Origin of the sequence: Listeria farberi, from assembly GCF_014229245.1 — a bacterium.
Lineage (GTDB): Bacteria > Bacillota > Bacilli > Lactobacillales > Listeriaceae > Listeria > Listeria farberi.
Window position 1 is genome coordinate 19,719 of record NZ_JAARZJ010000007.1, and the last position, 23,566, is coordinate 43,284.

Annotated in this window: 21 protein-coding genes; 5 read left to right on the forward strand and 16 right to left on the reverse strand. The window is 36.7% G+C overall.

Translation table 11 applies throughout. From position 1 onward, the window contains the following. Positions 1-2: 2 nt before the first annotated feature. From HCB45_RS07450 to HCB45_RS07485, 8 genes are all read right to left on the reverse strand, one after another. Positions 3-938: a helix-turn-helix domain-containing protein gene (locus HCB45_RS07450; protein ID WP_185318722.1), complete on the reverse strand. Its 936-nt coding sequence runs from the start codon at positions 936-938 to the stop codon at positions 3-5. Positions 939-983: 45 nt separating this feature from the next. Further along, positions 984-1,715, reverse strand: a complete 732-nt coding sequence (gene ymfI, locus HCB45_RS07455; protein WP_185318721.1) for an elongation factor P 5-aminopentanone reductase — start codon at positions 1,713-1,715, stop codon at positions 984-986. 100 nt (positions 1,716-1,815) lie between these two features. Then, entirely contained in the window at positions 1,816-3,102 is a 1,287-nt protein-coding gene (gene yfmH / locus HCB45_RS07460) for an EF-P 5-aminopentanol modification-associated protein YfmH (RefSeq protein WP_185318720.1), read from the reverse strand. Beyond that, the gene (gene yfmF / locus HCB45_RS07465; RefSeq protein WP_185619464.1) at positions 3,083-4,375 is read right to left on the reverse strand and encodes an EF-P 5-aminopentanol modification-associated protein YfmF; all 1,293 of its coding nucleotides are present in this window, start codon (positions 4,373-4,375) and stop codon (positions 3,083-3,085) included. Before yfmF ends, yfmH begins: the two co-directional genes overlap by 20 nt. Before the next feature lie 117 nt (positions 4,376-4,492). After that, complete coding sequence (locus HCB45_RS07470; protein WP_160463862.1) at positions 4,493-5,443, reverse strand: ABC transporter permease; 951 nt, start codon at positions 5,441-5,443, stop codon at positions 4,493-4,495. Next, complete coding sequence (locus HCB45_RS07475) at positions 5,440-6,492, reverse strand: ABC transporter permease (protein WP_185318718.1); 1,053 nt, start codon at positions 6,490-6,492, stop codon at positions 5,440-5,442. The genes HCB45_RS07470 and HCB45_RS07475 overlap by 4 nt, the downstream gene beginning before the upstream one ends. Further along, positions 6,485-8,026, reverse strand: a complete 1,542-nt coding sequence (locus HCB45_RS07480) for an ABC transporter ATP-binding protein (protein WP_185318717.1) — start codon at positions 8,024-8,026, stop codon at positions 6,485-6,487. Before HCB45_RS07480 ends, HCB45_RS07475 begins: the two co-directional genes overlap by 8 nt. A 428-nt stretch (positions 8,027-8,454) precedes the next feature. After that, positions 8,455-9,528, reverse strand: a complete 1,074-nt coding sequence (locus HCB45_RS07485) for a BMP family lipoprotein (protein WP_185318716.1) — start codon at positions 9,526-9,528, stop codon at positions 8,455-8,457. 353 nt (positions 9,529-9,881) lie between these two features. Here HCB45_RS07485 and proG point away from each other — a divergent pair, with 353 nt between their 5' ends. Beyond that, positions 9,882-10,721: a pyrroline-5-carboxylate reductase ProG gene (gene proG, locus HCB45_RS07490; protein WP_185318715.1), complete on the forward strand. Its 840-nt coding sequence runs from the start codon at positions 9,882-9,884 to the stop codon at positions 10,719-10,721. Between the two features lie 37 nt (positions 10,722-10,758). Here proG and HCB45_RS07495 read toward each other — a convergent pair whose 3' ends face one another. Further along, positions 10,759-13,047, reverse strand: coding sequence for an FtsK/SpoIIIE family DNA translocase (locus tag HCB45_RS07495; RefSeq protein WP_185319013.1), 2,289 nt, complete (start codon positions 13,045-13,047; stop codon positions 10,759-10,761). 150 nt (positions 13,048-13,197) lie between these two features. After that, a complete protein-coding gene (locus tag HCB45_RS07500) occupies positions 13,198-14,124 on the reverse strand; it encodes a YitT family protein (protein ID WP_185318714.1) in 927 nt (308 codons plus the stop codon). A gap of 251 nt (positions 14,125-14,375) precedes the next feature. On the opposite strand from HCB45_RS07500, the gene trhO reads away from it, so the two are divergent. Further along, positions 14,376-15,335: an oxygen-dependent tRNA uridine(34) hydroxylase TrhO gene (gene trhO, locus HCB45_RS07505; protein WP_185318713.1), complete on the forward strand. Its 960-nt coding sequence runs from the start codon at positions 14,376-14,378 to the stop codon at positions 15,333-15,335. 41 nt (positions 15,336-15,376) lie between these two features. Here the strand turns inward: trhO and fni are convergent, their stop codons facing one another. Together fni and HCB45_RS07515 are read right to left on the reverse strand one after the other, a co-directional pair. Next, a complete protein-coding gene (gene fni / locus HCB45_RS07510; RefSeq protein ID WP_185318712.1) occupies positions 15,377-16,453 on the reverse strand; it encodes a type 2 isopentenyl-diphosphate Delta-isomerase in 1,077 nt (358 codons plus the stop codon). Between the two features lie 28 nt (positions 16,454-16,481). Beyond that, positions 16,482-16,829, reverse strand: a complete 348-nt coding sequence (locus tag HCB45_RS07515) for a DUF1033 family protein (RefSeq protein WP_185318711.1) — start codon at positions 16,827-16,829, stop codon at positions 16,482-16,484. Positions 16,830-16,968: 139 nt separating this feature from the next. Here HCB45_RS07515 and HCB45_RS07520 point away from each other — a divergent pair, with 139 nt between their 5' ends. The 3 genes from HCB45_RS07520 (at position 16,969) to HCB45_RS07530 (ending at position 18,481) form a co-directional block, all read left to right on the forward strand. After that, on the forward strand, positions 16,969-17,250 hold the full coding sequence (locus HCB45_RS07520; protein WP_185607741.1) for an acylphosphatase: 282 nt from the start codon (positions 16,969-16,971) through the stop codon (positions 17,248-17,250). Positions 17,251-17,335: 85 nt separating this feature from the next. Continuing rightward, entirely contained in the window at positions 17,336-17,617 is a 282-nt protein-coding gene (locus HCB45_RS07525) for a hypothetical protein (RefSeq protein ID WP_185318710.1), read from the forward strand. Positions 17,618-17,653: 36 nt separating this feature from the next. Next, positions 17,654-18,481, forward strand: a complete 828-nt coding sequence (locus tag HCB45_RS07530) for a membrane protein insertase YidC (protein WP_185318709.1) — start codon at positions 17,654-17,656, stop codon at positions 18,479-18,481. Between the two features lie 37 nt (positions 18,482-18,518). On the opposite strand, the gene HCB45_RS07535 is transcribed toward HCB45_RS07530, so the two are convergent. The 4 genes from HCB45_RS07535 to HCB45_RS07550 form a co-directional block, all read right to left on the reverse strand. Beyond that, positions 18,519-19,970, reverse strand: coding sequence for a HAMP domain-containing sensor histidine kinase (locus HCB45_RS07535; RefSeq protein ID WP_185318708.1), 1,452 nt, complete (start codon positions 19,968-19,970; stop codon positions 18,519-18,521). Continuing rightward, positions 19,967-20,647, reverse strand: a complete 681-nt coding sequence (locus HCB45_RS07540) for a response regulator transcription factor (RefSeq protein ID WP_003719652.1) — start codon at positions 20,645-20,647, stop codon at positions 19,967-19,969. The genes HCB45_RS07535 and HCB45_RS07540 overlap by 4 nt, the downstream gene beginning before the upstream one ends. Before the next feature lie 190 nt (positions 20,648-20,837). Continuing rightward, the gene (gnd, locus tag HCB45_RS07545; protein ID WP_185607740.1) at positions 20,838-22,256 is read right to left on the reverse strand and encodes an NADP-dependent phosphogluconate dehydrogenase; all 1,419 of its coding nucleotides are present in this window, start codon (positions 22,254-22,256) and stop codon (positions 20,838-20,840) included. A gap of 144 nt (positions 22,257-22,400) precedes the next feature. Beyond that, complete coding sequence (locus HCB45_RS07550) at positions 22,401-23,498, reverse strand: M20/M25/M40 family metallo-hydrolase (RefSeq protein WP_185607739.1); 1,098 nt, start codon at positions 23,496-23,498, stop codon at positions 22,401-22,403. Between the last annotated feature and the right edge of the window lie 68 nt (positions 23,499-23,566).

Here is a 23,566-nt window from a genome sequence, read left to right on the forward strand (position 1 = left end):
AATTATTCTGCATCTGAGTTACTAGTAGTATCACTTGCTTCTAAATTAATAGTTAACACTTGTTTAACTAGCGTTGGAGCAAGTTCTAACGCTTTACCATTAATTTTAACTGTCGTAACAGGTGAATTTCCAATAACAATTGAAACTGTTTTGTTATCGCCTAAATCAATTTCAGCAGTAGGGTTGGACGTGGATAGCGTTACGTTTTGAATAGTGCTTCCATTTGCATCCGATACACCAATCCAAGAATCACCAGTTGCGCTAAGAGAAAGTGTCATTTTATCCGTGTTTTTTACTGTATAACTAGTTTCGTTTCCAGATGTTTCACCTTTAGTTACTTCCACTTCTTTCGCCGTGTCGTCTGTTTTTTTAGTTGTATCTGTTGCTTTTTTTTCATCAGTTGTAGTATCTTTTTTCTCCGTGTCTTTGCTTGTGTCTTTATTTTTTGTTGAATCTTCAACTTTTACAGTCGGATTGCTTGTATCAGTTTTTACTTTCTCAGAGGAAGTATCTTGTTTATTAAGCAAGAAAAACCAAATAATGAAAAGAATAAAAACAATAAATAAAGCAATAAGAATTTTTGGTAAAATATCAAAGAAACGATTACGAGAGTTAGCCTGATTGCCGACCGATTGGGCAGGCATAGGATTTCTTTTACTTTGTACACGAGTTGGCTCATTATTTACTACTTCTTGTTGCGGTGTTTCAGGAACCTCGCTTTCAAACTCATCAAAAAGTGTTGCACTATCTAGTCCAACTGCTTCTGCATATTGTTTAATAAATGCCCTTGCATAAAATTTTCCAGGCATTACAGCATAGTTTCCTTCTTCTATCGCAATTAAATAACGTTTTTGAATTTTCGTTATTTGTTGCAAGTCGTCTAAACTGAGTCCTTTTTCACGTCTAGCTTGTTTCAGTTTATCACCGAGTTCTGTCAAAATTAAACACCTACCATTATTTCAATTTTCCACTTTTTACTAAAATTACATAAGCCAACCGCCATTTAAGCGCAAAACTTCTCCAGTGATATAGCTTGCTTTTTTGCTTATTAAAAATTCTACAGTTTCTGCAATTTCTTCAGGTTTTGCAAAGCGTTTCAAGGGAATTTCCTCACGAAGTACTTCTTTTTCATCCGCTGAAAATTGGTCCATCATTTTCGTTTCTACCGCTCCTGGTGTCACTGCATTAACAGTTATTCCAGAAGGCCCTAATTCTTGACTTAGCGCACGGCAAAAGGCGATTTGAGCCCCTTTTACAGTGGAATAAACTACTTCCATTGATGCTCCGACTTCTCCCCATATAGAACTGATGAAAACAATCCTTCCTTGACTGCTTTTCATTAGCTTTGGAATGAAGATGCGAATTAAACGCATTGGCATAAACATGTGCACATTCCATAATTTTGTAGTTTCTATATCTGTTGTGTCCTGGAATAAAGCATAGTGAGAATGCCCCGCTGCATGGATAAATGCATCTACTTGAAAAACTTGCTTTTCCATTTCTGCCAAACTTGACGCATCATCGAAATCAGCTTGAATAAGAAATACATCTATTTTTTCAGCTTGTAGTAGTGGTAATAAATTCTCCACAGCTTGTTTATTTTGATGATAATGAAGATACAAGTTCCAGCCAGCTTTTGCAAGTGATATACAAATCGCTTGACCTATTTCTCCGCTAGCGCCAGTAATAAAAGCATATTTTATATCTTTATCCAAAAAAAGGCAACCCTTTCCAGTCTATTTCTTTTATGATAGCATGACTCTGGAATTTATGCTATTTTTTATACTAAAAAAAGTAAAAAAAGACATAGAACATCTATTTTTCTGGAAGCAATTGGAAACTAGTAGTACGCTCTTCGCTGTCTAGGTTTTTCACGAAATTATTTACTTCTTCTAATGTAACTGTTTCCATTAAAGGTAAAATATCAAATAAAGAAGCAGATTTCATTACATATTGACTAAATTGGTTGGCAATAAACTCTGGTGAATTAAGCGAGCGTAAAAATTGTCCAATACGTTTACGTTTTACTAATGCCAAATCCGCTTCATTTAAGCCGTTTTTAGCTGCTCTTTGAATAGCTTCAATGATTTTAGTTGTTTGCATGTCTGGGTCTTTTGCATCCCCTCCAACAAGGACAAAGGAAAAACTGTCTTGCAGTGTATAATCATAACCAAAACTATCATCAATGATTCCTTCGTTGTATAATTCCAAATAAGTATCAGAGGTAGTACCAAAAAGCATTTCAAGCGCTACATCACCAATAATCTCTTGTTTAATAGCAGCTCGACCTTCTAAAGACCCGATATCTTCCTTGATACCTACCATATTTTTAGCAATTTGTACTGGAAAATGAATTTTACGTTCTTTTAAAGCAACAGTTTTTGGTTCATCTGGAAAATGGCGTTTGATTGGAGCAGCCTCTTTGAAATCTTTTTTCGCTTGATTTGCACGAATTTGGTTCATCATTTCTTCCGGCTCTAGATTACCAACAACAAACAGCACCATATTGCTTGGATGATAAAAAGTATTATAGCAAAGGTACAGCAGGTCTTTATTAATTTCTGCAATTGATTCAACAGTTCCGGCAATATCAATTTTTACTGGATGGTTGTGATACATATTTTCAATTACACCAAAGTAAGCGCGAAAATCTGGATCATCATCATACATTCTGATTTCTTGACCGATAATTCCTTTTTCTTTTTCAACTGTTTCTTCTGTAAAATATGGTTCTTGCACGAAATCGATTAATGTTTCTAAATTTTCTTCTACACGAGATGTACTTGAGAAAAGATAGGCAGTTTTTGTAAATGAAGTGAAGGCATTCGTAAAAGCACCTTTTTCACCGAATTTAAAAAATACATCGCCGTCTTCTTTTTCGAACATTTTGTGCTCTAAAAAATGAGCTATACCATCGGGTACTTTAGTGAATTCAGTTTCGCCAATTGGAACAAAATTATTGTCAATTGCACCGTAGTTAGTTGTAAAAACAGCATATGTCTTACTAAATCCTTGTTTTGGAAGAAGGTAGACTTGTAAACCATTAGACATTTTTTCATGAAATACAGCTTCTTTTACTTGTTCAAATGTGATTTTTTCCATGAAGTTCTTCTCCTCCCTTACTCAAGAAATATATTGTATCTGGCTTGATTTTATTAATAGCAGCAACTACTTCTTGTTTTGTGGCTTGTTTAATTTTTGTAATCCAATTTTCTAGGTCTAAGTTTGCTTCGCGTAAAACGTTATTATAAGCAAGTTCAATTAAACCTTGTGCTTGGTCATTCGTTTCAAGCAATTGATTAATGAGCATTTCTTTCGTTTGATTTAATTCATCTTCTGTGAAATCGCCTTGTTTCATTGCGACAATTTGCTCTTCAATAATGGTTAAAGCTTGTTTATAATTCACTTCATCAATTCCAGCTGAAATTATCATATAGCCTTTGAAAGAATCAATTCGACTGGAAGCATAATAGGCTAGACTTGCTTTTTCGCGAACATTGATAAAGATTTTGGAATTTGCAAACCCACCTAAAAGTCCATTAGCGAGTTGAAGAGAAACAAAATCATCATCTCCAAATAATGTTTCTGTTTGATAACCAAGCACTAGTTTACCTTGGTTAATTGCTTGTTTTTCATGGATGACACGAGTTTCTTTTGGTGCCTCTTTTGTATAGAAAACACCTATTCGTTCTGGACGCGGTGAAAAAGCCATTTTTTCGATAAGCGGCATAACTTCTTCTTTTGTAACATCGCCACAAATAAAAATTTCAATGACATCTTCTTTGATAAATTTCAAATAATATTCATATAAATCTTTTGCTGTAATCGCATCAACATCTTCTAAAACCCCTGCCGCCCCGTAGCGAAATTCATCGTCTCGGAACATTTCTTCAACTAGTCTTTTAGAAGCAAAACGAATTTTATCATCATAAATTCCTTCTAAGCTACTTTTTAGATTCTCTTTTTCACGGGCAACTATTTCTTCATCAAAAGCGCCATTTGTTGCATTTGGCTGAAATAGAGCTTGTTCGATAAAAGCAAATGCATCTTTTAAAATATTTTGTCCATCAGAGACATATTGGCCATCTATCATATCAAAAACGACAGTTAAAACATGTTCGTTTCCTTTTTTGGCTGTCGTAGTATAGAAATTTGCGCCATATAAGTTGGCTAACTGCTTTCTGAAAGCCGTTTGCGTTGGATATTTTTTACTGTTTGTTTCTAGCAAAATGGATAATAATGATCTTTTTGTGACTGTTTTTCTTTCTAATGGAGCGCGAAATTTAAAAACAATTTTATTAGATTTATATTTTTGGGTGGGAACGATTGTTAGTGCAACCGGGCCAACTTTTTCTTGAAATATTTTGTCTGTCATTATAATGCTCCTTTCAAGCAATGATCTCACTTTCCTATTGTATCCTAAGTTATTGCCACACACAATTTTCTAGCATAAAAAAACAGCCTAGAATAATATCTAGGCTGTGCTAATATTTTATTTTCCTTTAATGTAGTTAACGCCATCTGCTTTTGGAGCTTCGGATTTACCGATAAAGCCAACAAGTGCAAGGATTGTTAATACATAAGGCGCAATTTGTAAGTAAACGTCTGGAATATCTTTGAAAAATGGTAGTGAGCCCCCAGTAATTGCCAAACATTGCGCAAAACCAAAGAAAATTGCTGCTCCCATTGCTCCAAGTGGATTCCATTTACCAAAGATCATTGCTGCAAGAGCCATATAACCTTGACCGGAAATAGTTGCATGTCCGAAATCAAGCGTAAAGGATTGGGCATAAACCGCGCCACCTAGACCACCAAGAATACCAGAGATGATAACGCCTTGGTATCTCATCCAGCGTACTTTAATTCCCATTGTGTCAGCTGCAAGAGGATGTTCCCCTACAGATCGAAGACGAAGACCAAAGCGGGTTTTATAAATGATAAACCAAGATGCGATTGCAAACAGAATCGCCACATAACTCATCACCGGAATGTTTTTAAAGAAAATATCACCAATAACTGGAATATCACTTAAAACAGGAATATCCGGTTTACCAAAGTAATATTTAATTTGGTCAGTTTGGCCTTTATCATAAATTACTTTTACAAGGAATAAAGATAGACCAGTTGCTAAAAAGTTAATCGCTACACCACTGATTACGTGGTCAGCGCGAAAGTTAATTGTTGCAACGGCATGAACAAGTGAAAATAATCCCCCAACAAGCATCGCCGCAATAAGTGAAATCCAAGGAGTTAAATTGCCGAAAGTATCTTGGAAAGTAAGGTTAAAGACGATAGCAGAGAATGCTCCCATAACCATCATACCTTCTAGTCCAATATTAACCACACCGCCTCGTTCTGAATAAACGCCCCCGAGAGCAGTAAAAATTAGTGGGCCTGCCATAAGCAGTGTACTAGAAACAATTGTCGCTAAAATGGCTGTCATTCTGCTTTCGCCCCCTTCTTAAATTTTGCCATCGCCCAGCGGATAATGTAGCTGGATGCCACAAAGAAGATAATCAGAGCGATAATTACATTGACTAATTCGTTTGGAACGCCCGCAACTGCTGGCATGTTTAGTGCTCCGACTTTTAGAGCGCCAAACAAGATAGCAGAGAAGACAATCCCAATTGGAGAACTTCCTCCGAGTAATGCAACGGCAATACCGTCAAAACCAATCCCAGGAGAAGAAGTTAAGACATAAGCCGTTCCATATGTTCCGAGGCCTTCCATTACGCCACCTAGACCAGCGAGCGCTCCGGCAATAACCATAGAAAAAACAATTGTTTTCTTTACACTCATACCGGCATATTGCGATGCATTTTCGTTAAAACCAACTGCTTCGATTTCATAACCAAAAGTAGTTTTATTTAACATTAACCAAATAATAAGTGCAAAACCAAGGGCAATTAAAATCCCCCAATGTAGTGACGAATAATCTGTCATTGATTGCAATAATTCAGATTGTAAAGACGCAGACGCATGAATTTCTTGTGTTTTATCTAAACCGTCTGTAAGTAAATTTTGTACGACATAGTTGAAAATATACAGTGCTGTGTAATTAAGCATAATTGTTACAATAACTTCATTTACACGTAAAGTTGCTTTTAAAATACCTGGAATGAATGCCCAAAGTGCTCCAAAAACCATACCAGTAATAATCGCAAGTGGCAAATGAATCCATTTTGTTAAACCATCAAAGTTTACAGCGATGATGATAGAGCCTAACCACCCCATAAGCATTTGACCTTCTGCACCAATGTTGAAAAGTCCAGCTTTAAAGGCAACTGCAACAGATAGACCAACTAAAATGTAAGGTGTAGCTTGGCGGATTGTTTCACCAATATAGAAATTTTCTCCAACGACACCTTCTATAAGCGCTGAGTAACCAGCAATTGGGTCATATCCAAAAATAAGCATGATAATCGCACCGCAGATAAGTCCAAGAATAACGGCAGTAACTGGGATAACTAATGCTTGTAGTCGTTTAGACATGCTCTTTCTCCCCCATTTCCGCTTCCTGTTTGGATGAACCAGCCATCATCAGACCAAGTTCTTGCTCCGTTGTTTCTTTCGGATCAACAATAGCAACGATTTTCCCTTCGTAAATAACCGCAATACGGTCACTAACATTCATAATTTCATCTAATTCAAACGACATAAGTAAGACAGCTTTTCCATTATCTCGTTGTTCAATCAAGCGTCTATGAATGAATTCAATTGCACCAACATCTAGTCCACGTGTTGGTTGAGCCGCAATTAAGAAATCTGGATTACGGTGTATCTCCCTTGCAATAATCGCTTTTTGTTGGTTACCACCAGAAAGTGATTTTGCTGCTACGTATTCGCTACTTGCACGAACATCGTATTCTTCAATTAACTCACGTGCAAAGTCATACATTGCTTTATGATTTAAGAACCCTTTACTAGAAATAGGTTTCTTATAGTACGTTTGTAAAGCAATATTTTCTCCAAGTGACATCTCAAGTACTAAACCATGTTTATGACGATCTTCTGGAATATGTCCTAAACCAGCTTCTGTAATTTTACGTGGCTTTTTATTCTCAATGTGTTCACCATTTAGAAGAATGCTTCCACTTGTTACTTTAGAAAGACCTGCAATTGCAGAAATGAGTTCACTTTGACCATTACCATCGACCCCAGCAATTCCGACAATCTCGCCTGCTCGAACAGTCAAATTAAGTCCACGGACACTTTCGACACCACGGCTTTCTTTAACAACTAAATCTTTTACTTCTAAAACGTCTTTCCCAGGAGTTGCAGCGATTTTTTCTGTTGTAAAAACGACTTCACGACCAACCATTAAATTAGCTAAATCTTGCGGAGTTGTTTCTGGGACATTTACTGTACCCATGCCTTTACCACGGCGGATAACGGTTACCCGATCACAAACATCCATAATTTCTTTTAATTTATGTGTAATTAAAATAATTGATTTCCCTTCTTTAATAAGAGAACGCATGATTTGAATCAATTCTTTAATTTCTTGGGGCGTTAAAACAGCTGTTGGTTCATCAAAAATCAAGATATCAGCACCACGATACAGTGTTTTTAAGATTTCCACACGTTGTTGCATTCCGATAGAAATATCGCGGACAACAGCATTTGGATCAACTCGTAAACCATAACGGTCAGAGATTTCTTTAATTTCTTCTACTGCTTTTTTCTTTTCGATAACGCCGAATTTGCTTGGCTCTTTACCAAGGATAATGTTTTCTGCAACCGTAAATTTATCCACTAACATGAAATGCTGATGGACCATTCCGATTCCAAGCTCATTCGCTTTGTTCGGGCTATTAATATTTTCTTTCGTACCGCGAACACGAATTTCTCCACCATCTGGTTCATATAGACCAAACAAGACGTTCATTAGCGTAGATTTTCCTGCGCCATTCTCACCTAACAAAGCATGGATTTCGCCCTGCTTTAACTGTAAGGTGATGTTATCATTTGCTACAAATCCAGAGAATTCCTTCCTGATTCCTAACATTTCAATAACAAAGTCCACTTCTTCACTCCCCTTGTCGTCTAGTTCAAACTGGAAAAACAGCCACACGCGCGATTCTCTCGAAGGACGCCGCCTCTCCCCGTACTTCCTTCCAAAGAAGGTTCCGAGTTTTTTATCCGTTTGTTGTTCAATGACTTTTTCTCAAGCGCTTTGGTATGTTTCTAACTACATTTATTATACCAACTATGTACGAAACTCTGTCTTCATATTTTAAGCGATTAAAAAAGCCATCTCCTTATTTTATTTCTAAATGGCATTCATTGCAATCATAAATTCCAATATACCGATTATTTTCTTTGAGTAAAAGGGTTTACCTACCATATTAAAACGCTTACAAATTATTTTTTTATGAAAGTCGGTACAATTAATACCGACTTTCATAAAAGGTTTTACTTCGTTCATATTACTCAGTTTTTATAACTATAAAATCAAGGTTTTTCTGGAACTTTAATGTCCCCATCAACGATTTTTTGTTTGTATTCTTCTACCTTAGCTAAAACATCTTTAGAAATATTATCTTGATGCTCAGAAAGACCTACAGCATTTTTATCAAGACCATATTCAATTTTAGTTCCACCAGGGAAATCTCCAGCTTTAGTACGAGTTGCAAGGTCATCTACAGCGATATCAACGCGTTTGATTTCAGATGTAAGTGTTACATTGTAATCTTTGCCATCATTTGCTGTAACTTTTCCTTCGTCCCATTGGTCACGGTCAACACCGATTACCCAAACAGCACGGCTAGGATCTTTTTTCTTCAAGTTTTTAGCTTCTGCAAAGACACCATTACCAGTTCCGCCGGCAGCATGGAAAATCACATCAACTCCGCTTGAATACATGGAAGAAGCGATTTGTTGTCCTTTATCTGCTTTTGCGAAATCGTTTGCATATTGTACATCGATTGTTGCATCAGGATTAACAGCTTTTACACCAGCAGTGAAACCAGCTTCAAAACGGTCGATAACTGCTCCTTTTACCCCGCCAACAAATCCAACTTTATTTGATTTTGTTGTTAAGCCAGCTACAACGCCAACTAGGTAAGAACCATCATTATCTTTAAATCCAATACTTACTACATTATCACGGTCATCAATTGTGTCATCAACAATAGCGAATTGATTTTTAGGTTTTTGTTTAGAAACTTCTTCAATTGCATCTTTCAGTTTGTAACCAATTCCGTAAATCAAATCATAGTCGCTACGAACAGCAGTGTTTAAGTTTGTTTTGTAGTCTGCTTCAGAAGCTGATTGCAAATAGTTATAACCATCTGTACCTTTTTTCATGTCGTTAGCTTTACCGAATTTTTGTAAGCCTTCCCATGCTGATTGGTTAAACGAACGGTCATCAACGCCACCAGTATCTGTAACCATAGCTACTGTAAAATCTTTACTGCTCTTATCATCGCCACTTTTTTTATCGTCGCTGCTCGAACCACAAGCACCTAGGATAACGCCAGAAGCAATAATCATTGATAGTGCTAAAGCAAATGTACGCTTTTTCACCTTAAAACCCCTCCCGAGAGATATAATGTTAGTCAGAGCTTTCTGTCAAAACAAACATTCAGGCGCGTATTAAAAAATTATGTATGGTCCCTTTTTCGGAAAACGCACAAAAACATTTAACGTCTTCTCTAACTGTTCTTAATATAACATGGAAAATAAAATAAATAAATAACCAACTTCAGAAAATTTTAATGCAAATGAATTCAGAAAATTTAATTCTGTCGGAATCATTCGATTTCAAGCTTATCCTTAGGCAGAAGCGCGTTAACGTGAAAAAGCAAACAATCTAATTTATTTGCAATCCTTTTTTGTTCCCTTCATAATAAAAGCTAACGAAGAAAGGCGGGATGAAAATGACAAAAATAGGTTTTATCGGTTTTGGGAGTATGGCAACGTTAATCGCGACTAAATTGATTGAAACAAAAGTTTGTACTCCAGAGGAAATCATCCTTTACTCTAGTTCTGCAAACGACCATTTCAAGCAATTTTATGATAAATATCCTACAGCCGAATTAGCAGCCAATGAAGCAGAAGTTTTTACAAAAGCAGATCATAGTTTTATTTGTAAATTACCTTTAGCCGTTTTACCCCTTATTAAAGATTGTGAAGCTGTATTAACGGCAGACCGCCATGTGATTTCAATTGCGGCCGGAGTTAGTACCTCTGACATTTTGGAAATCTCTCCTAATTTACAAGTAAGTAAATTAATACCTTCAATCACAACAGTAGTTGGTGTTGGAACTACCTTAATTTCACACGCAGATACTGTTTCGGAAACGAACAGCACTTGGTTAGAATCCGCCTTTGAAAATTTGGGGCATGTGATGACAATTCGAGAGGAAAATATTGATATTGCGAGTGACTTAACGAGTTCCTCCCCTGGCATTATAGCGGCTATTTTCGAACAATTCGTGGAAGCAGCTCTTCGCAGGTCAACTTTGTCAGATGCAGAAATTTTTCAAATGATTAATTTTGCTTTAGCTGGGACTTCTAAACTTTTAGTGGAGGAAGATTATACGTTTAGCGGCTTAATCGACCGTGTTGCTACAAAAGGCGGGATTACTGCTGAAGGCGTTGAACTTAGCAAAAGCAACTTACCTTCTTTCTTCGATGAATTACTTGACCGTACTCAAGGAAAATATGCTACAAGTAAAAAAGAAATTGAAGCTCAAAAACGAGATTTACTTTCTTAAAAAAGAGGTTGCGACCAAAATCGCAACCTCTTTTTATTTATTCTATATCTGGAGGAAGTTCCACATTGACTCGTCGTGGTTTACTACCTTCATGGGGTCCAACTACTCCTCTTTGTTCCATTTCATCAATTAATCTTGCTGCCCGGTTATAACCAATTCGGAATTTTCGTTGTAACATCGAAACGGAAGCTGTTTGCATTTCTACAACAAGTTCGACTGCTTCATGATAAAGCTCATCTGTTACTTCCCCTTCAACGTCAGGAATATCATCAGGAATCATTTCCTCGTTGTACTGCGCTTTTTGTTGTGAGATAACATAATTAACCACATCTTCCACTTCTCTATCCGACAAAAAGGCACCTTGAATACGAGTTGGCTTACTAGAGCCAACTGGAAGTAACAACATGTCTCCGCGACCTAGTAGTTTTTCCGCTCCGCCCATATCAAGAATTGTTCTTGAATCTATCGAGCTCGATACAGCAAATGCGATTCGAGAAGGGATATTCGCTTTAATGACTCCAGTAATTACATCCACAGATGGACGTTGAGTCGCGATAATCAAATGAATTCCCGCGGCACGTGCCATTTGTGCAAGTCGTGTAATTGCATCTTCTACATCGTTAGAAGCAACCATCATTAAGTCTGCTAATTCATCTACTATCACAACTATAAATGGTAATTCCGGTTGTTTTTCTTCGTTAAGTTCATTATGTTTTTTTACGTAATCATTATAGCCTTGCATATTTCGTGTGCCTGTATGCGAAAACAAATCATAACGACGCTCCATTTCAGCAACTACTTTTTGTAAAGCTTGAGCTGCCTTTTTCGGATTAGTAACAACTGGTGCTAGTAAATGCGGGATACCATTATAAACATTTAATTCAACCATTTTTGGATCAATCATCATCATTTTAACTTCATGCGGTTTAGCTCGAAGTAAAATGCTCGTAATAATACCATTAATACAAACAGATTTACCACTACCAGTTGCCCCGGCTACAAGTAAATGAGGCATTTTATCAAGGCTCGCCATCATCGCTTCACCTGAAATATCCCTACCAAGAGCAATTTGTAATTTTTCATCTGGATTATTTTTTGGATTATTTTCTAATACTTCCCGTAAAGAAACCATTGCTACATTTTGGTTTGCCACTTCAATACCAATTGCTGATTTACCAGGTATTGGCGCCTCAATTCGAATATCTTTCGCTGCTAAAGCAAGTGCAATATCATCACTTAAGGAAACAATTTTACTCACTTTGACTCCGACAGACGGTTGGACTTCATATTTCGTAACGGCTGGTCCAAGATGCACTTGAGTGATTTTAGCTTTCACGCCAAAACTCTCAAAGGTGTCTTCTAATTTTTTCGCATTAACTTTAATTTGGTCGTATTCTTTACTTTGATCAGTTACTTTGGCAGGTTCTAAAATATCCACTGACGGTAATTGATATATTTCATTTTCAAAAGATTCTTGTTGGAACATTTCTAAATCTTTTTCTTTTACTTGGGACTCTGTTTTTTCTTCTAGAGGAGCTTTTTCTTGTTCTACTTTAGAACTAAAATTCGAAATAATTGGCGGTGTTTTTTCTTCTTTTGAAGGATCAATCGGTTGACTTACCTCGATTACTTCATCCGCTTCTACTTCTACTAATTTTTCCGCTTTCTTTTTGTCTCGTTTAGCTTTTACTTCTTTACTTTTTTCTGTAGCAGCCTTTCCTTTTGAAAATAAGTAGCGAACAAATTCAGTAATTTTTGAGAAAAATTGGCGTACAGAAATACCTGATACTAGTGAAAAACCATAAATGATTAAAAGAATGGCGATAATATTAGTCCCCAGTCGGTCTAATAAGAAATAGGTAGCCGAAGTAATAACAGCTCCAATCATTCCTGCACCAACAAAACCTACTTGATTTGGTCTAAATAAATTTTCTAGCACTAATTTCCATGTACTGGAAACAATAGGCGCATTCGCACCTAAATTATGGATGATGAAATACATATGTATATATGTTAAAAATCCTAAAACTATTAGATAGACACCTACTAACCGTTTGTTAAAAAGCTGTGGTCTCTTTCTTCTGATTAGCATGTATCCGCCAAAAATAACAATTCCAGAAAGTAATACATAACTAAGAAGACCAACAAACAGTTCAGCTAAGGCAAAGAAACCTCTGCCAACAAAACCTAATTGTAAAATCCCGATTATTCCTATCGCTATCAAAATAGCGCCAGTTATTTCTAAACGAAAAGAAGCAGATTTTTTCTTTTTTGAACGTGTGGACGATTTCTTTCGCCCAGTCGTTTTTTTCTTTTGTGTCGCCATTTCAAGTCCCACCCATTCCTTTTTTGCTTGTTTTATTATAGCATATCTATTCATTCTGTCGCTCATACTCTAGCCCTATTATACAAACAAATGTTTCCTTTCGTCAAAAAACCACATATCTCAAGTAGGAGATATATGGTTTCTGCTTTGTTATAGGTGCGGAGTTTTCGTGTTCATCAGTTTTCCGCCGCGGACTTCTGACATGCTTCCCCCAACAGCTAAGAAGGCTTCTGGATCTATTTCATCCAGAATGGCTTTCACTTTTACTTCTTCAAATCTAGAGACGATAACGAAAACTACTTTTCTTACATCACCGGAATAGCCGCCAGTTGCATCTAAGTATGTGACACCTTTTCCAAGCTGCTCCATAATTTCTGCGCCAATTTCCTCGTAATAACGACTAATAATAAAAGCACTTTTCGATTCATCTACACCTTGAATAACAATATCAATTACTTTATACGCTAAAAAGTATGTAATTAATGAATACATCGCTCGGTCCCAGTTGAACACAATTCCTGCAACGATAAAAATAACAATATTAATAAACATAATAATTTGCCCTGTTGAAAATGGTGTCCGTCCGTTGATGATAATAGAAATAATTTCTGTACCATCTAGCGCTCCGCCATTACGAATAACAAGTCCTACTCCAAGTCCAAGCGTCATTCCACCAAAAACAGTCGCAAGTAGTAAATCATCTGTCACAGGATCCATATCATGTAAGACGAGCGTGACAATCGACATAACTGCAATTCCGTACAAAGTAAACAGTGCAAAAACTTTTCCGATTTTCCGGTAACCAATAATGAAAAATGGAATATTAAGTACAAAAGTTAAAACCCCTAAAGGTAGCGGTGTTAACTGAGAAATAATAATGGAAATACCAACGACTCCACCATCTAAAATTCGGTTATTTACAAGGAAAAGTTCTAATCCTACCCCCATTAAAATCGCCCCAAAGGTAATCATTAGAAATTTATAAACAAACCACTTCAATCTTTTTCTGCGTTCTTGTTTTACTTTTTTTAAAGCTAGTTCTTCCATAAACGATTCATTTATTTGCACATAGCTCACGCCCAATCCTTACTTCATTCTTTATTTTAGGCAATGAAAACATGAATAGTTTTCATTAACAAAATTTTCGCTTCATATTTAATAAGTATACCATAGCTGTTTTGTACTTGTACATATAGTTAACTATAAGAAGTATTTATTTTACGGTTCGGTTACTTGCCAGTCTTAATTTGCTATAGTATAGTATTAATGCGCAAACTTGTGGAGAATTTTTCTTACACATGAAATACATTTTGAAGGGTGATAAGATTATGAGTGACTATCAAGTGTTGTTATATTACAAATACACAACGATTGATGATCCAGAGACTTTTGCAAAAGAGCATCTTGCTGCTTGCAAAGAAATGGAGTTAAAAGGTCGAATTTTGGTGGCTACTGAAGGGATTAATGGCACCGTTTCGGGAACAGTAGAAGCAACAAACAAATATATGGATTATATGGCAAATGACGCTCGCTTCGCTGATATGGTATTTAAAATTGACGCGGCTGATTCCCATGCTTTCAAAAAAATGCATGTCAGACCTCGTGCTGAAATTGTTAGTTTAAGTTTAGAAGAAGATGTTAATCCACTTGAAATTACAGGGAATTACTTAGAACCTGCCGAATTTCGTGAAGCACTACTAGACGAGGATACGGTTATTTTAGATGCTCGGAATGATTATGAATTTGATATCGGTCATTTCCGCGGTGCAGTTCGTCCAGACATTCAGAACTTCCGTGAACTACCAGGCTGGATTGAAGATAATCGTGAGCAACTTGCTGACAAAAAAATTGTCACTTATTGTACTGGCGGCATTCGCTGCGAGAAATTTTCCGGTTGGTTGAAAACAGCTGGATTTGATGATGTGAGTCAACTTCACGGTGGGATTGCCACTTATGGTAAAAATGAAGAAACAAAAGGTGAGCTTTGGGACGGTCAAATGTATGTCTTTGATGAAAGAATCGCCGTTCCGATTAACCAAGTAAACCCTACTATTGTCGGAAAAGATTACTTTGATGGTACACCTTGCGAACGTTATATCAATTGTGCAAATCCATATTGTAATAAACAAATCCTAGCTTCCGTCGAAAATGAAGAAAAATATTTGCGCAGTTGTTCGCATGAGTGCCGCGTTCACCCAGCAAATCTTTATACGAAAGATTTATCTAAAGAAGAATTTACTGAACGCCTTCAAGTAATTGGTGAAACTTCGCCAGAAATGGTTCAATAAGCATAAAAACCAGCTTTGCTAAATAAATAGCAGCTGGTTTTTTATTTTCTATTTGCAAGTTGAACCATATCAATTCCTCGTAATTTACCCCACTCAGCTAGTTCTCCACTTATGATTATAGAGGTTTCTTTTAGCTCCCTAATATTTTTCGCATTTGCTAACACGAATAAACCACGTAATTGTTCTTTCCAGAATTCTAATTTTTCAATGGTTTTTAAGACGCCATCTTTTTTGAGTGAATAAATTACTTGTCCAGCCATGCCAACGCTATCTGCTCCGAGCGCTAATGCTTTCACGATATCTAATGGATTTCTGATACCGCCAGATGCTAAATAAGCGATTTTTGGAGCATCTCTGTGTTGCATGTCTAGTAAAGCTTGTCCAGTAGAAACGCCCCAGTCAAGCAAAAAGTCATAAGCTTGATCTCGGCGGCGGTCATTTTCAATTTTAGCAAAATTTGTCCCACCTTTTCCAGCCAGATCTACTGTTTGAACGCCGATATCAGCAAGCGTTTTTACTGTTTCTCGTGTCATTCCGAAACCAACTTCCTTTACGACAACTGGTACTGGAGAGAGTTTAACATACTCTTCTATTCTAGTTAACCAGTGACTGAAAGACCGGTCTCCCTCTTGCATAACTAATTCTTGTGCTGGATTAATATGAATTTGGAGAGCGTTTGCCTCTAACATATCGATTGCTCGAAGTCCATCTTGAATGGCTACTTCTGGACTAATGTTTGATAGAATCACCCCGTTTGGATTGGTTTCTCTAACAATTTTATATGTATCTATTAGCGAACTATTTTTTAAAGCTGCAGATTGTGAACCAACGGCCATTGGAATAGCTACTTCACGCGCTATTTCGGCAAGTTCGGCATTAATTTTTTTCGTGTGCCGACTTCCTCCTGTCATTGCATTAATATAGAACGGGAATGGAACTGTGGTCCCCAAAATAGTAGTTTTTAAATCAATATCTTTCACGTTATAGCGCGGTAGAGAAGTTCCAATCAGTTGCAAATCCTCTAAACTAGACGGCGCTAATTGCTCATTTTGTTTTACCCCAAGAGCAACGTGTTCATCTTTTCGACGTTCTCTTAATAAGTCATCGTTCTTCTGCATATATTAATCCTCCAAATTTCTTTTCACCTCAAGCAAACGTTAAAACTTGTTTAAAAATCGTTTCTTTTTCTTCTAGAGTTGGCTGATATACTTCTCCTTCAAAAAATAAAATCAGCCCATGAAATGTTTGAATATCATCTTCACAATCCTCGCAGTACTCTACTTCTTCTTCATTCCAAGCTGCTAACAAACAATCTTTTTTTGTTTGATGTTTGGGATAATTTTGCAGTAATGCTTCTGCTAGTTCTTGGTACTTCAGAAAAGCTGCTTCTTTACTCGAAAAAGAGAATTCCTCTTGAATGGATGTTTCCCACTCTTCGAAAAACCACCAAGGCTCGTATTCTCCTTTCGTTAGATAGACATTCCATTTTGTCATATCAAAAACTCCCAACAGTAAATATAATACACTTATTATAGCATAAGCTTTCCTGAAATACTGGAATGCAAATTTTTGAAAGTAACACCAAAAAAAGATACACTAGTAGTAAGGAAAAATAAAAGGAGTTGGTTTCGCCATGGCTAGAGATACAGCGATTTTGAGAGTAACTGGATTTGTGCAAGGTGTTGGATTTCGTTACACAACCAAACACGTCGCTTACAAATATGATATTAGTGGAACAGTGAAAAATTTAGAGGATGGTTCCGTAGAAATCCATGCAATTGCGGAAGAAGAAAACTTAAATAAATTCATTGATGCTATTAAGAAAGGCCCTTCACCTGGTTGTCGTATCGAACATGTTTATATATACAAAGGCGCCCCTGTAGAAGAACGAAAAACATTTGATATCGTTTACTAAAATCCCAAAATTAGTAGTTGTGCTATCGCTCTTTTTGCATTATAGTTAATGAGTATTAAAACATTGAAAGGAGCGACTGCGTGGCATGATTTCCATTTTGCAAATTTTACTTGAACCAGAATTCATTTCACTCACAGTGACGTTTTTATTAATGTTGACGATTTTCAGTTATTGGTCAGCAATTACGTTATTAAAACCGAAAATGGTGCTACCCGCTGACGCTACCTGCTTAAAGCCAGTTAAGACTTTACTTCGAGCATGTTTTGTTAGAACCTCACCTAATTTTGTTATTAATTGGTTGGCTATAACTCGGAAATGTAGCGCTATTACTGATGATGAAGACAGTTTTTCATTTTCCAACAGATGAAATAATTATTTTACTATTTAGGAGGAAAATGAAACATTGAAAAAGAAAAATATTATTTTAATTAGCGTTTTACTTGGTGCTTTACTATTACTTACAGGTTGTAGTTTGGATCCATCACAAAATACAGATGGTTTTTTCAGTACCTACCTTATTCAACCATTTACTAGCTTTATTATGTTCGTTGCATCGTTTGTAGGCGATAATTATGGAGTCGCGATTATTATTACAACTTTACTTATTCGCGCACTAATTATGCCACTAAACTTACGTACTGCTAAAGCGCAAATGGGTATGCAATCCAAAATGGCTGTTGCTAAACCAGAAATTGATGAAATTCAAGCTCGTTTAAAACGTGCTACATCGAAAGAGGAACAAGCAAATATCCAAAAAGAAATGATGGCTGTTTATTCCAAGTATAATATCAATCCAATGCAAATGGGTTGTTTGCCATTACTTATTCAAATGCCGATTCTGATGGCGTTTTATTATGCCATTCGCGGCTCTTCCGAAATCGCTAGCCATACATTTTTGTGGTTTAACTTAGGTTCACCTGATATGGTTCTTGCGATAATCGCTGGGCTTGTCTACCTAGCACAATATTTTGTTTCGATGATTGGCTATTCACCTGAACAAAAGAAACAAATGAAAATTATCGGCTTAATGTCACCTATTATGATTTTATTTGTCTCCTTCACAGCTCCTTCTGCTCTAGCTTTATACTGGGCTGTCGGCGGGCTCTTCTTAGCTGGCCAAACATTACTAACGAAAAAACTGTATATGAATAAACATCCAGAAATTAAAGTAATGGAACAAGAAGAAAAAGAATTCGAGCAAATCGTGGAAGAACAAAAGAAAGAAAAATAAAAAAAACCCGCAACCTCGTCATAAGGTTGCGGGTTTTCTATTTGGATTTTGGTTCAATGTAAGGAAGTGTAATTTTAATCGTTGTACCTTTATCTGGTTCACTAACCGCATTAATCGTTCCTAAATATCCCTCGACTAATTGTTTAGCAATCGCAAGTCCGAGACCATTACCACCTTTCTCGCGACTTCTAGCTTTATCTACACGATAAAAACGATTAAATATCTTATCAATCTCTTCCTGTGAGATACCTTCCCCGTAATCACGCACATCAATATGGATTTGCTTTTGCTCTTTATAGACATGCATATCCACTTCCGTTCCATCACCTGAATATTTCACGGCATTATCCATAATAATAATTAAAATCTGCTCTAAATGATTGTGCTGAATAAGCGCTCGTAAATCAGTATCATCTTCTTTTAAACTAAAAGTGAAATTTTCATACATCACTTCAAAATTACGCCTTACTTGCTCTACTGTTGCATTTACATCCGTAATTTGTAATTCTTTCGTTTGCGAAATCTGTTCTGCTCTTGATAAATCGAGCATTTCTTGTACTAATTTTTTCATACGTTCTAATTCCGTTAAAGAAGCATTTAGCGATTCATCCAGTACCGCAGGGTCATCTTTTCCCCACCGAGTTAGTAATTTCAAGTGCCCTTCCATGATTTGAACTGGCGTCCGAAGTTCATGAGAAGCATCTTCAACGAATTGCTTTTGCTGTTCAAAACTAGTTTCGATTCGGGTCATCATATCATTAAAAACAACGGTCAATTCGCCAATTTCATCTCTGGAATTCGTTTTCGTTTCGATTCGTTTTTGAAAACCATTTTTACGTATATCATTCATAGTTCGAGCTAGACGAGTTAGTGGGTTTAAGAAATTTTGTGCTAGTAAGTAGCCGAGCATCCCACTAATAAAGAGCGCCACTGCCCCAAGTAAGATCATCGTAACTAAAAGCCGGTCCATCATCCGATTATAAGAAGTAAGCGGATTTACCACCTGTGCATAGCCAATAACAGTCGTATTATCATCTGCTACAATCGGCATTTGCGCCGTCATCATCTTCTGCCCATCGATTGTTGGTTTGTTCATTATAAACTTATCTGTCCCGCTAACAAAATACTGTGAAAAATCAATGCTAGTAATATCTTGATTTCTTGAAAAATAATATTTATTAATAAAATGCCCATCTTTATCATATAAATTAATCACTTGATCTTGGAGTTTGCGGTTAACGGTTTTATCATTATTGAATAAATATTTAATTTCCTCATTATCACTCAGATCTTGATTCGTTAATGTACTTGTTGTTGCTAGAAGCAGTTCTTTTACTTCTGGTTCTTCTTCATTTAGCAACATTTGCCCAATTCCTTGGTAAATGGCATAGGAAAATAAGAAAAAGGTTAGAAAAATTGCTGCACTAGCTCCAAAAGTCCATTTAAATTTCAAAGAACGACTTTTTAAGGAAAATGGGCTAGTCGTCATGTACGCATCACATACCCTGTCCCGCGAACTGTTTGGATGTAACTTTCTTCGTCAGGATGATCAATTTTATTTCGCAAGTAACGAACATACACATCTACTACATTCGTTTCTACTTCCGTTTCGTAACCCCATACTTTGTTGAGTAATACTTCTCGAGTAAGAACGATATTGACATTTTCCATTAAAGTAAGTAGTAGTTCATACTCGCGTTTTGTTAAATCAATAATTTCTTCATCGCGTTTTACAATCCGATTTTCTTTTTCAACGATTAAGTTGCGGTATTGTAGCGTTGTTTGTTTAGCTGATTGTTCTGCATTTTCTACCCGGCGTAACAACGAACGCAGACGTGCAAGTAATTCTTCAATCGCAAATGGTTTAACGATATAATCATCTGCTCCGTGATCCAGTCCAGATACACGATCAATCACAGAGTCACGTGCGGTTATCATAATAATGGGTGTTTGTTTCACTTGACGTACACGACGACAAACTTCTACACCATTTAAATGTGGCAACATTAGATCGAGTAAAATAGCGTCCCATTCTTCATTTAGTGCGAGTTCCAGTCCAGCACGTCCATCATTAGCGACCGCTGTTTCATAGTTTTCATGCTGAAGTTCTAGTTCAATAAAGCGCGCTAAGTTCTTTTCATCTTCTACGATTAATATTCTATTCATTTGGCCTAACCCTCTCTTTCGGTCATTACACTACATTCCTATTACTATTGTAACGAACTTTAGCTCAAAAACAACTAATAACAGCGCATAAATAGATATTTTCACTATTTTTTAGCACTTTACCATGATTTACTAATTCAAATCTCATAAAAAAGGCACCCACTCATTAAAGTGGATGCCTTATCTTTCATCAATCTTCTACTTCTGGCCATTCTGTATGGAATACACCTGGTTTGTCAACTCTTTCATACGTATGAGCACCAAAGTAGTCGCGTTGAGCTTGAATTAGATTTGCAGATAATACTTCAGAACGATAGCTATCATAATAGCTGATTGCTGCAGTAAATGTTGGTACTGGAATACCAGCTTTGACTGCTTCTGCAACAACTGTACGAAGATCGCCTTGGTAGTTATGGGCAATATCTTTGAAATATGGATCTAGTAGTAAGTTTTTAAGGTTTTTATCTTTGTTATATGCATCAGTAATTTTTTGTAAGAAACGAGCACGGATAATACAACCAGCGCGGAAAATTTTCGCGATTTCGCCGTATTGTAAGTCCCAATCGTTTTCTTCGCTAGCTGCTCTCATTTGTGCAAAACCTTGTGCATAAGATGCGATTTTGCTGAAGTAAAGCGCGCGACGAACAGACTCAACAAATTCTTTCTTGTCGCCTTCAAAACGATAATTAGATGGTCCAGATAAAACAGTACTTGCATAAACGCGTTCATCTTTAAGTGCAGAGATGTAACGAGCAAATACAGATTCGGTAATTAAGGAAAGTGGAACGCCTAAGTCAAGTGCGCTTTGGCTAGTCCATTTACCAGTTCCTTTTTGTCCAGCTTTATCAAGAATAACGTCGACAATTGGTTTGCCTGTTTCTTCGTCTTTTACTTTTAGAATATTTTTAGTGATTTCGATTAAATAGCTATCTAATTCCCCGTTATTCCATTCTTCAAATACGTCAGCAAGTTCATCATGGCTTAATCCGCCAATTTCTTTCAAAATAGTGTAAGCTTCTGCGATTAATTGCATATCGCCGTATTCGATACCATTATGCACCATTTTAACGTAATGTCCGGCACCATCTGGACCAATATAAGTCACACACGGTTCCCCGTCTGCTACTGCAGCAATTTCACGTAAAATAGGTGCTACCAGGTCATATGCCTTACGTTGACCACCTGGCATGATAGAAGGACCTTTCAGCGCGCCCTCTTCTCCGCCTGATACACCAGTTCCGATGAAGTTAAATCCTTCTTCACTAAGTTCTTTGTTACGACGAATCGTATCTTTGAAGAAAGCATTACCGCCATCAATTAAAATATCGCCTTCATTTAAGAAAGGTTTAACTGCTTCAATCATCATATCTGTAGCATCGCCAGCTTTTACCATAATAAGGATACGGCGAGGCACTTCAAGAGATTCGACAAATTCCTCTAAACTATAAGTTGGTACTAATTTTTTGTCCGCATTTTCTTCCATAACTGCTTTCGTTTTTTCAGTCGAGCGGTTAAAGATAGATACTGTATGACCGCGGCTTTCAATGTTTAGAGCCAAGTTCCGACCCATAACGCCCATTCCTATAACGCCAATTTCTTGTTTTGCCATTTTGCACTTCTTCCTTTCCGGTTTATTAAGGCAGAAAAATCTGTCTTACTTCAACATGACACATAAAAGTATCAACATCATTTACTATATCAAAGAATTGCTTCTTGGACAATGAATCAATCCGAATTATTTGACTTTTTTTCACTAATTTAGTTTTCTGAAGAGAATTTTCTCATTTTTTGCGGATTCAGCTAAGTCAATGATGAGTTGTGTAAGTTTTTCTAACTGTTTTACGGAAATAGTTTCTTTTTCTGAGTGTGCATTTTCATATCCTGCTGATAAGAGCATGGTTGGAATGCCTTTTTCATTTAGCACGTTCGCATCTGTCCCACCCTCTAAAAAGATTTCCCTCACTTGTAATGATTGTTTTCCAGCTGCTTTTTGAAAAATATTCATTAGCGGATGCTTGGAGCGAATTTGGTACCCTTCATAAATTAATTTTGTATCATTCGACAAGAGAGCACCGTATTTCTCACAAGTTTGCGCAAACCGTTCTCTAATGAGTTGAATATGTAAAAGTGCTTTACGAAAGCTTGCCGCTGAGGTGAAAAGAACTTCTAATTGAGCATCTTGTTGATTTTCATCATTTATCCCACCAGAAAAAGACTGAATTTCCCACTTGTTTTCGCGGTCAATTCTGCCTGGTCGTGTGGCATGTAACGCCATTCTAGCTATAGAAATCGGCGACATTTGAGCGGCATCAGAACTTGAGATAGTAAATTCTAATGCAACTAATGTATTTGCTTGAAGTTGGTAATTTCCGACTTCACCTGGTGCATCTAAACAGTAACCGTATGCTGCTGTAATTTTTTCTTCTGGAAATAATCGCATTCCAATCATGCCAAGTTCTTCTTTCGCCGTAAAAATAAATTCGATTTCCCCATGAGGCGTTTGTTCTGCACAAAAATAATCAATAGCCGCTAACATAGCTGCTACTGCTGCTTTATCATCCGCACCTAATAAAGTGCCTTCCCCTGCCGTAAATATATCCTGCTCCACCTGAAAAACTGGTGCTATCGCATTCGGATGGGTATCTACATGACTACAGAAAAAAAGCGTTGGGAATTTCTCTTTAGTAGCAGGAATTCGCGCAATTAAACCATAATTTTCATCCAAACTATATTCGATGTTTAATTTCGCTAGATGTTTTTTTATATATGTTAAAATGGCTGTTTCATTTCCAGAAACAGATGGAATTTGGATTAATTCAGTAAAATATTTTTTTACATTGGATATCATCATTTTTTCACCTACATTCTTCCTATTTGCTTAAAAATCAATAAATGACTTGAAATTTGCTGTAATTATAA

What these genes read in the sequence shown, in the direction of transcription:
- yfmH (WP_185318720.1), bottom strand. Translation starts at nt 3,102, where the DNA reads ATGGAAAAAATCACATTTGAACAAGTAAAAGAAGCTGTATTTCATGAA.
- yfmF (WP_185619464.1), bottom strand. Translation starts at nt 4,375, where the DNA reads ATGACAGACAAAATATTTCAAGAAAAAGTTGGCCCGGTTGCACTAACA.
- HCB45_RS07470 (WP_160463862.1), bottom strand. Translation starts at nt 5,443, where the DNA reads ATGACAGCCATTTTAGCGACAATTGTTTCTAGTACACTGCTTATGGCA.
- HCB45_RS07475 (WP_185318718.1), bottom strand. Translation starts at nt 6,492, where the DNA reads ATGTCTAAACGACTACAAGCATTAGTTATCCCAGTTACTGCCGTTATT.
- proG (WP_185318715.1), top strand. Translation starts at nt 9,882, where the DNA reads ATGACAAAAATAGGTTTTATCGGTTTTGGGAGTATGGCAACGTTAATC.
- HCB45_RS07495 (WP_185319013.1), bottom strand. Translation starts at nt 13,047, where the DNA reads ATGGCGACACAAAAGAAAAAAACGACTGGGCGAAAGAAATCGTCCACA.
- trhO (WP_185318713.1), top strand. Translation starts at nt 14,376, where the DNA reads ATGAGTGACTATCAAGTGTTGTTATATTACAAATACACAACGATTGAT.
- fni (WP_185318712.1), bottom strand. Translation starts at nt 16,453, where the DNA reads ATGCAGAAGAACGATGACTTATTAAGAGAACGTCGAAAAGATGAACAC.
- HCB45_RS07515 (WP_185318711.1), bottom strand. Translation starts at nt 16,829, where the DNA reads ATGACAAAATGGAATGTCTATCTAACGAAAGGAGAATACGAGCCTTGG.
- HCB45_RS07520 (WP_185607741.1), top strand. Translation starts at nt 16,969, where the DNA reads ATGGCTAGAGATACAGCGATTTTGAGAGTAACTGGATTTGTGCAAGGT.
- HCB45_RS07525 (WP_185318710.1), top strand. Translation starts at nt 17,336, where the DNA reads ATGATTTCCATTTTGCAAATTTTACTTGAACCAGAATTCATTTCACTC.
- HCB45_RS07535 (WP_185318708.1), bottom strand. Translation starts at nt 19,970, where the DNA reads ATGACGACTAGCCCATTTTCCTTAAAAAGTCGTTCTTTGAAATTTAAA.
- HCB45_RS07540 (WP_003719652.1), bottom strand. Translation starts at nt 20,647, where the DNA reads ATGAATAGAATATTAATCGTAGAAGATGAAAAGAACTTAGCGCGCTTT.
- gnd (WP_185607740.1), bottom strand. Translation starts at nt 22,256, where the DNA reads ATGGCAAAACAAGAAATTGGCGTTATAGGAATGGGCGTTATGGGTCGG.
- HCB45_RS07550 (WP_185607739.1), bottom strand. Translation starts at nt 23,498, where the DNA reads ATGATGATATCCAATGTAAAAAAATATTTTACTGAATTAATCCAAATT.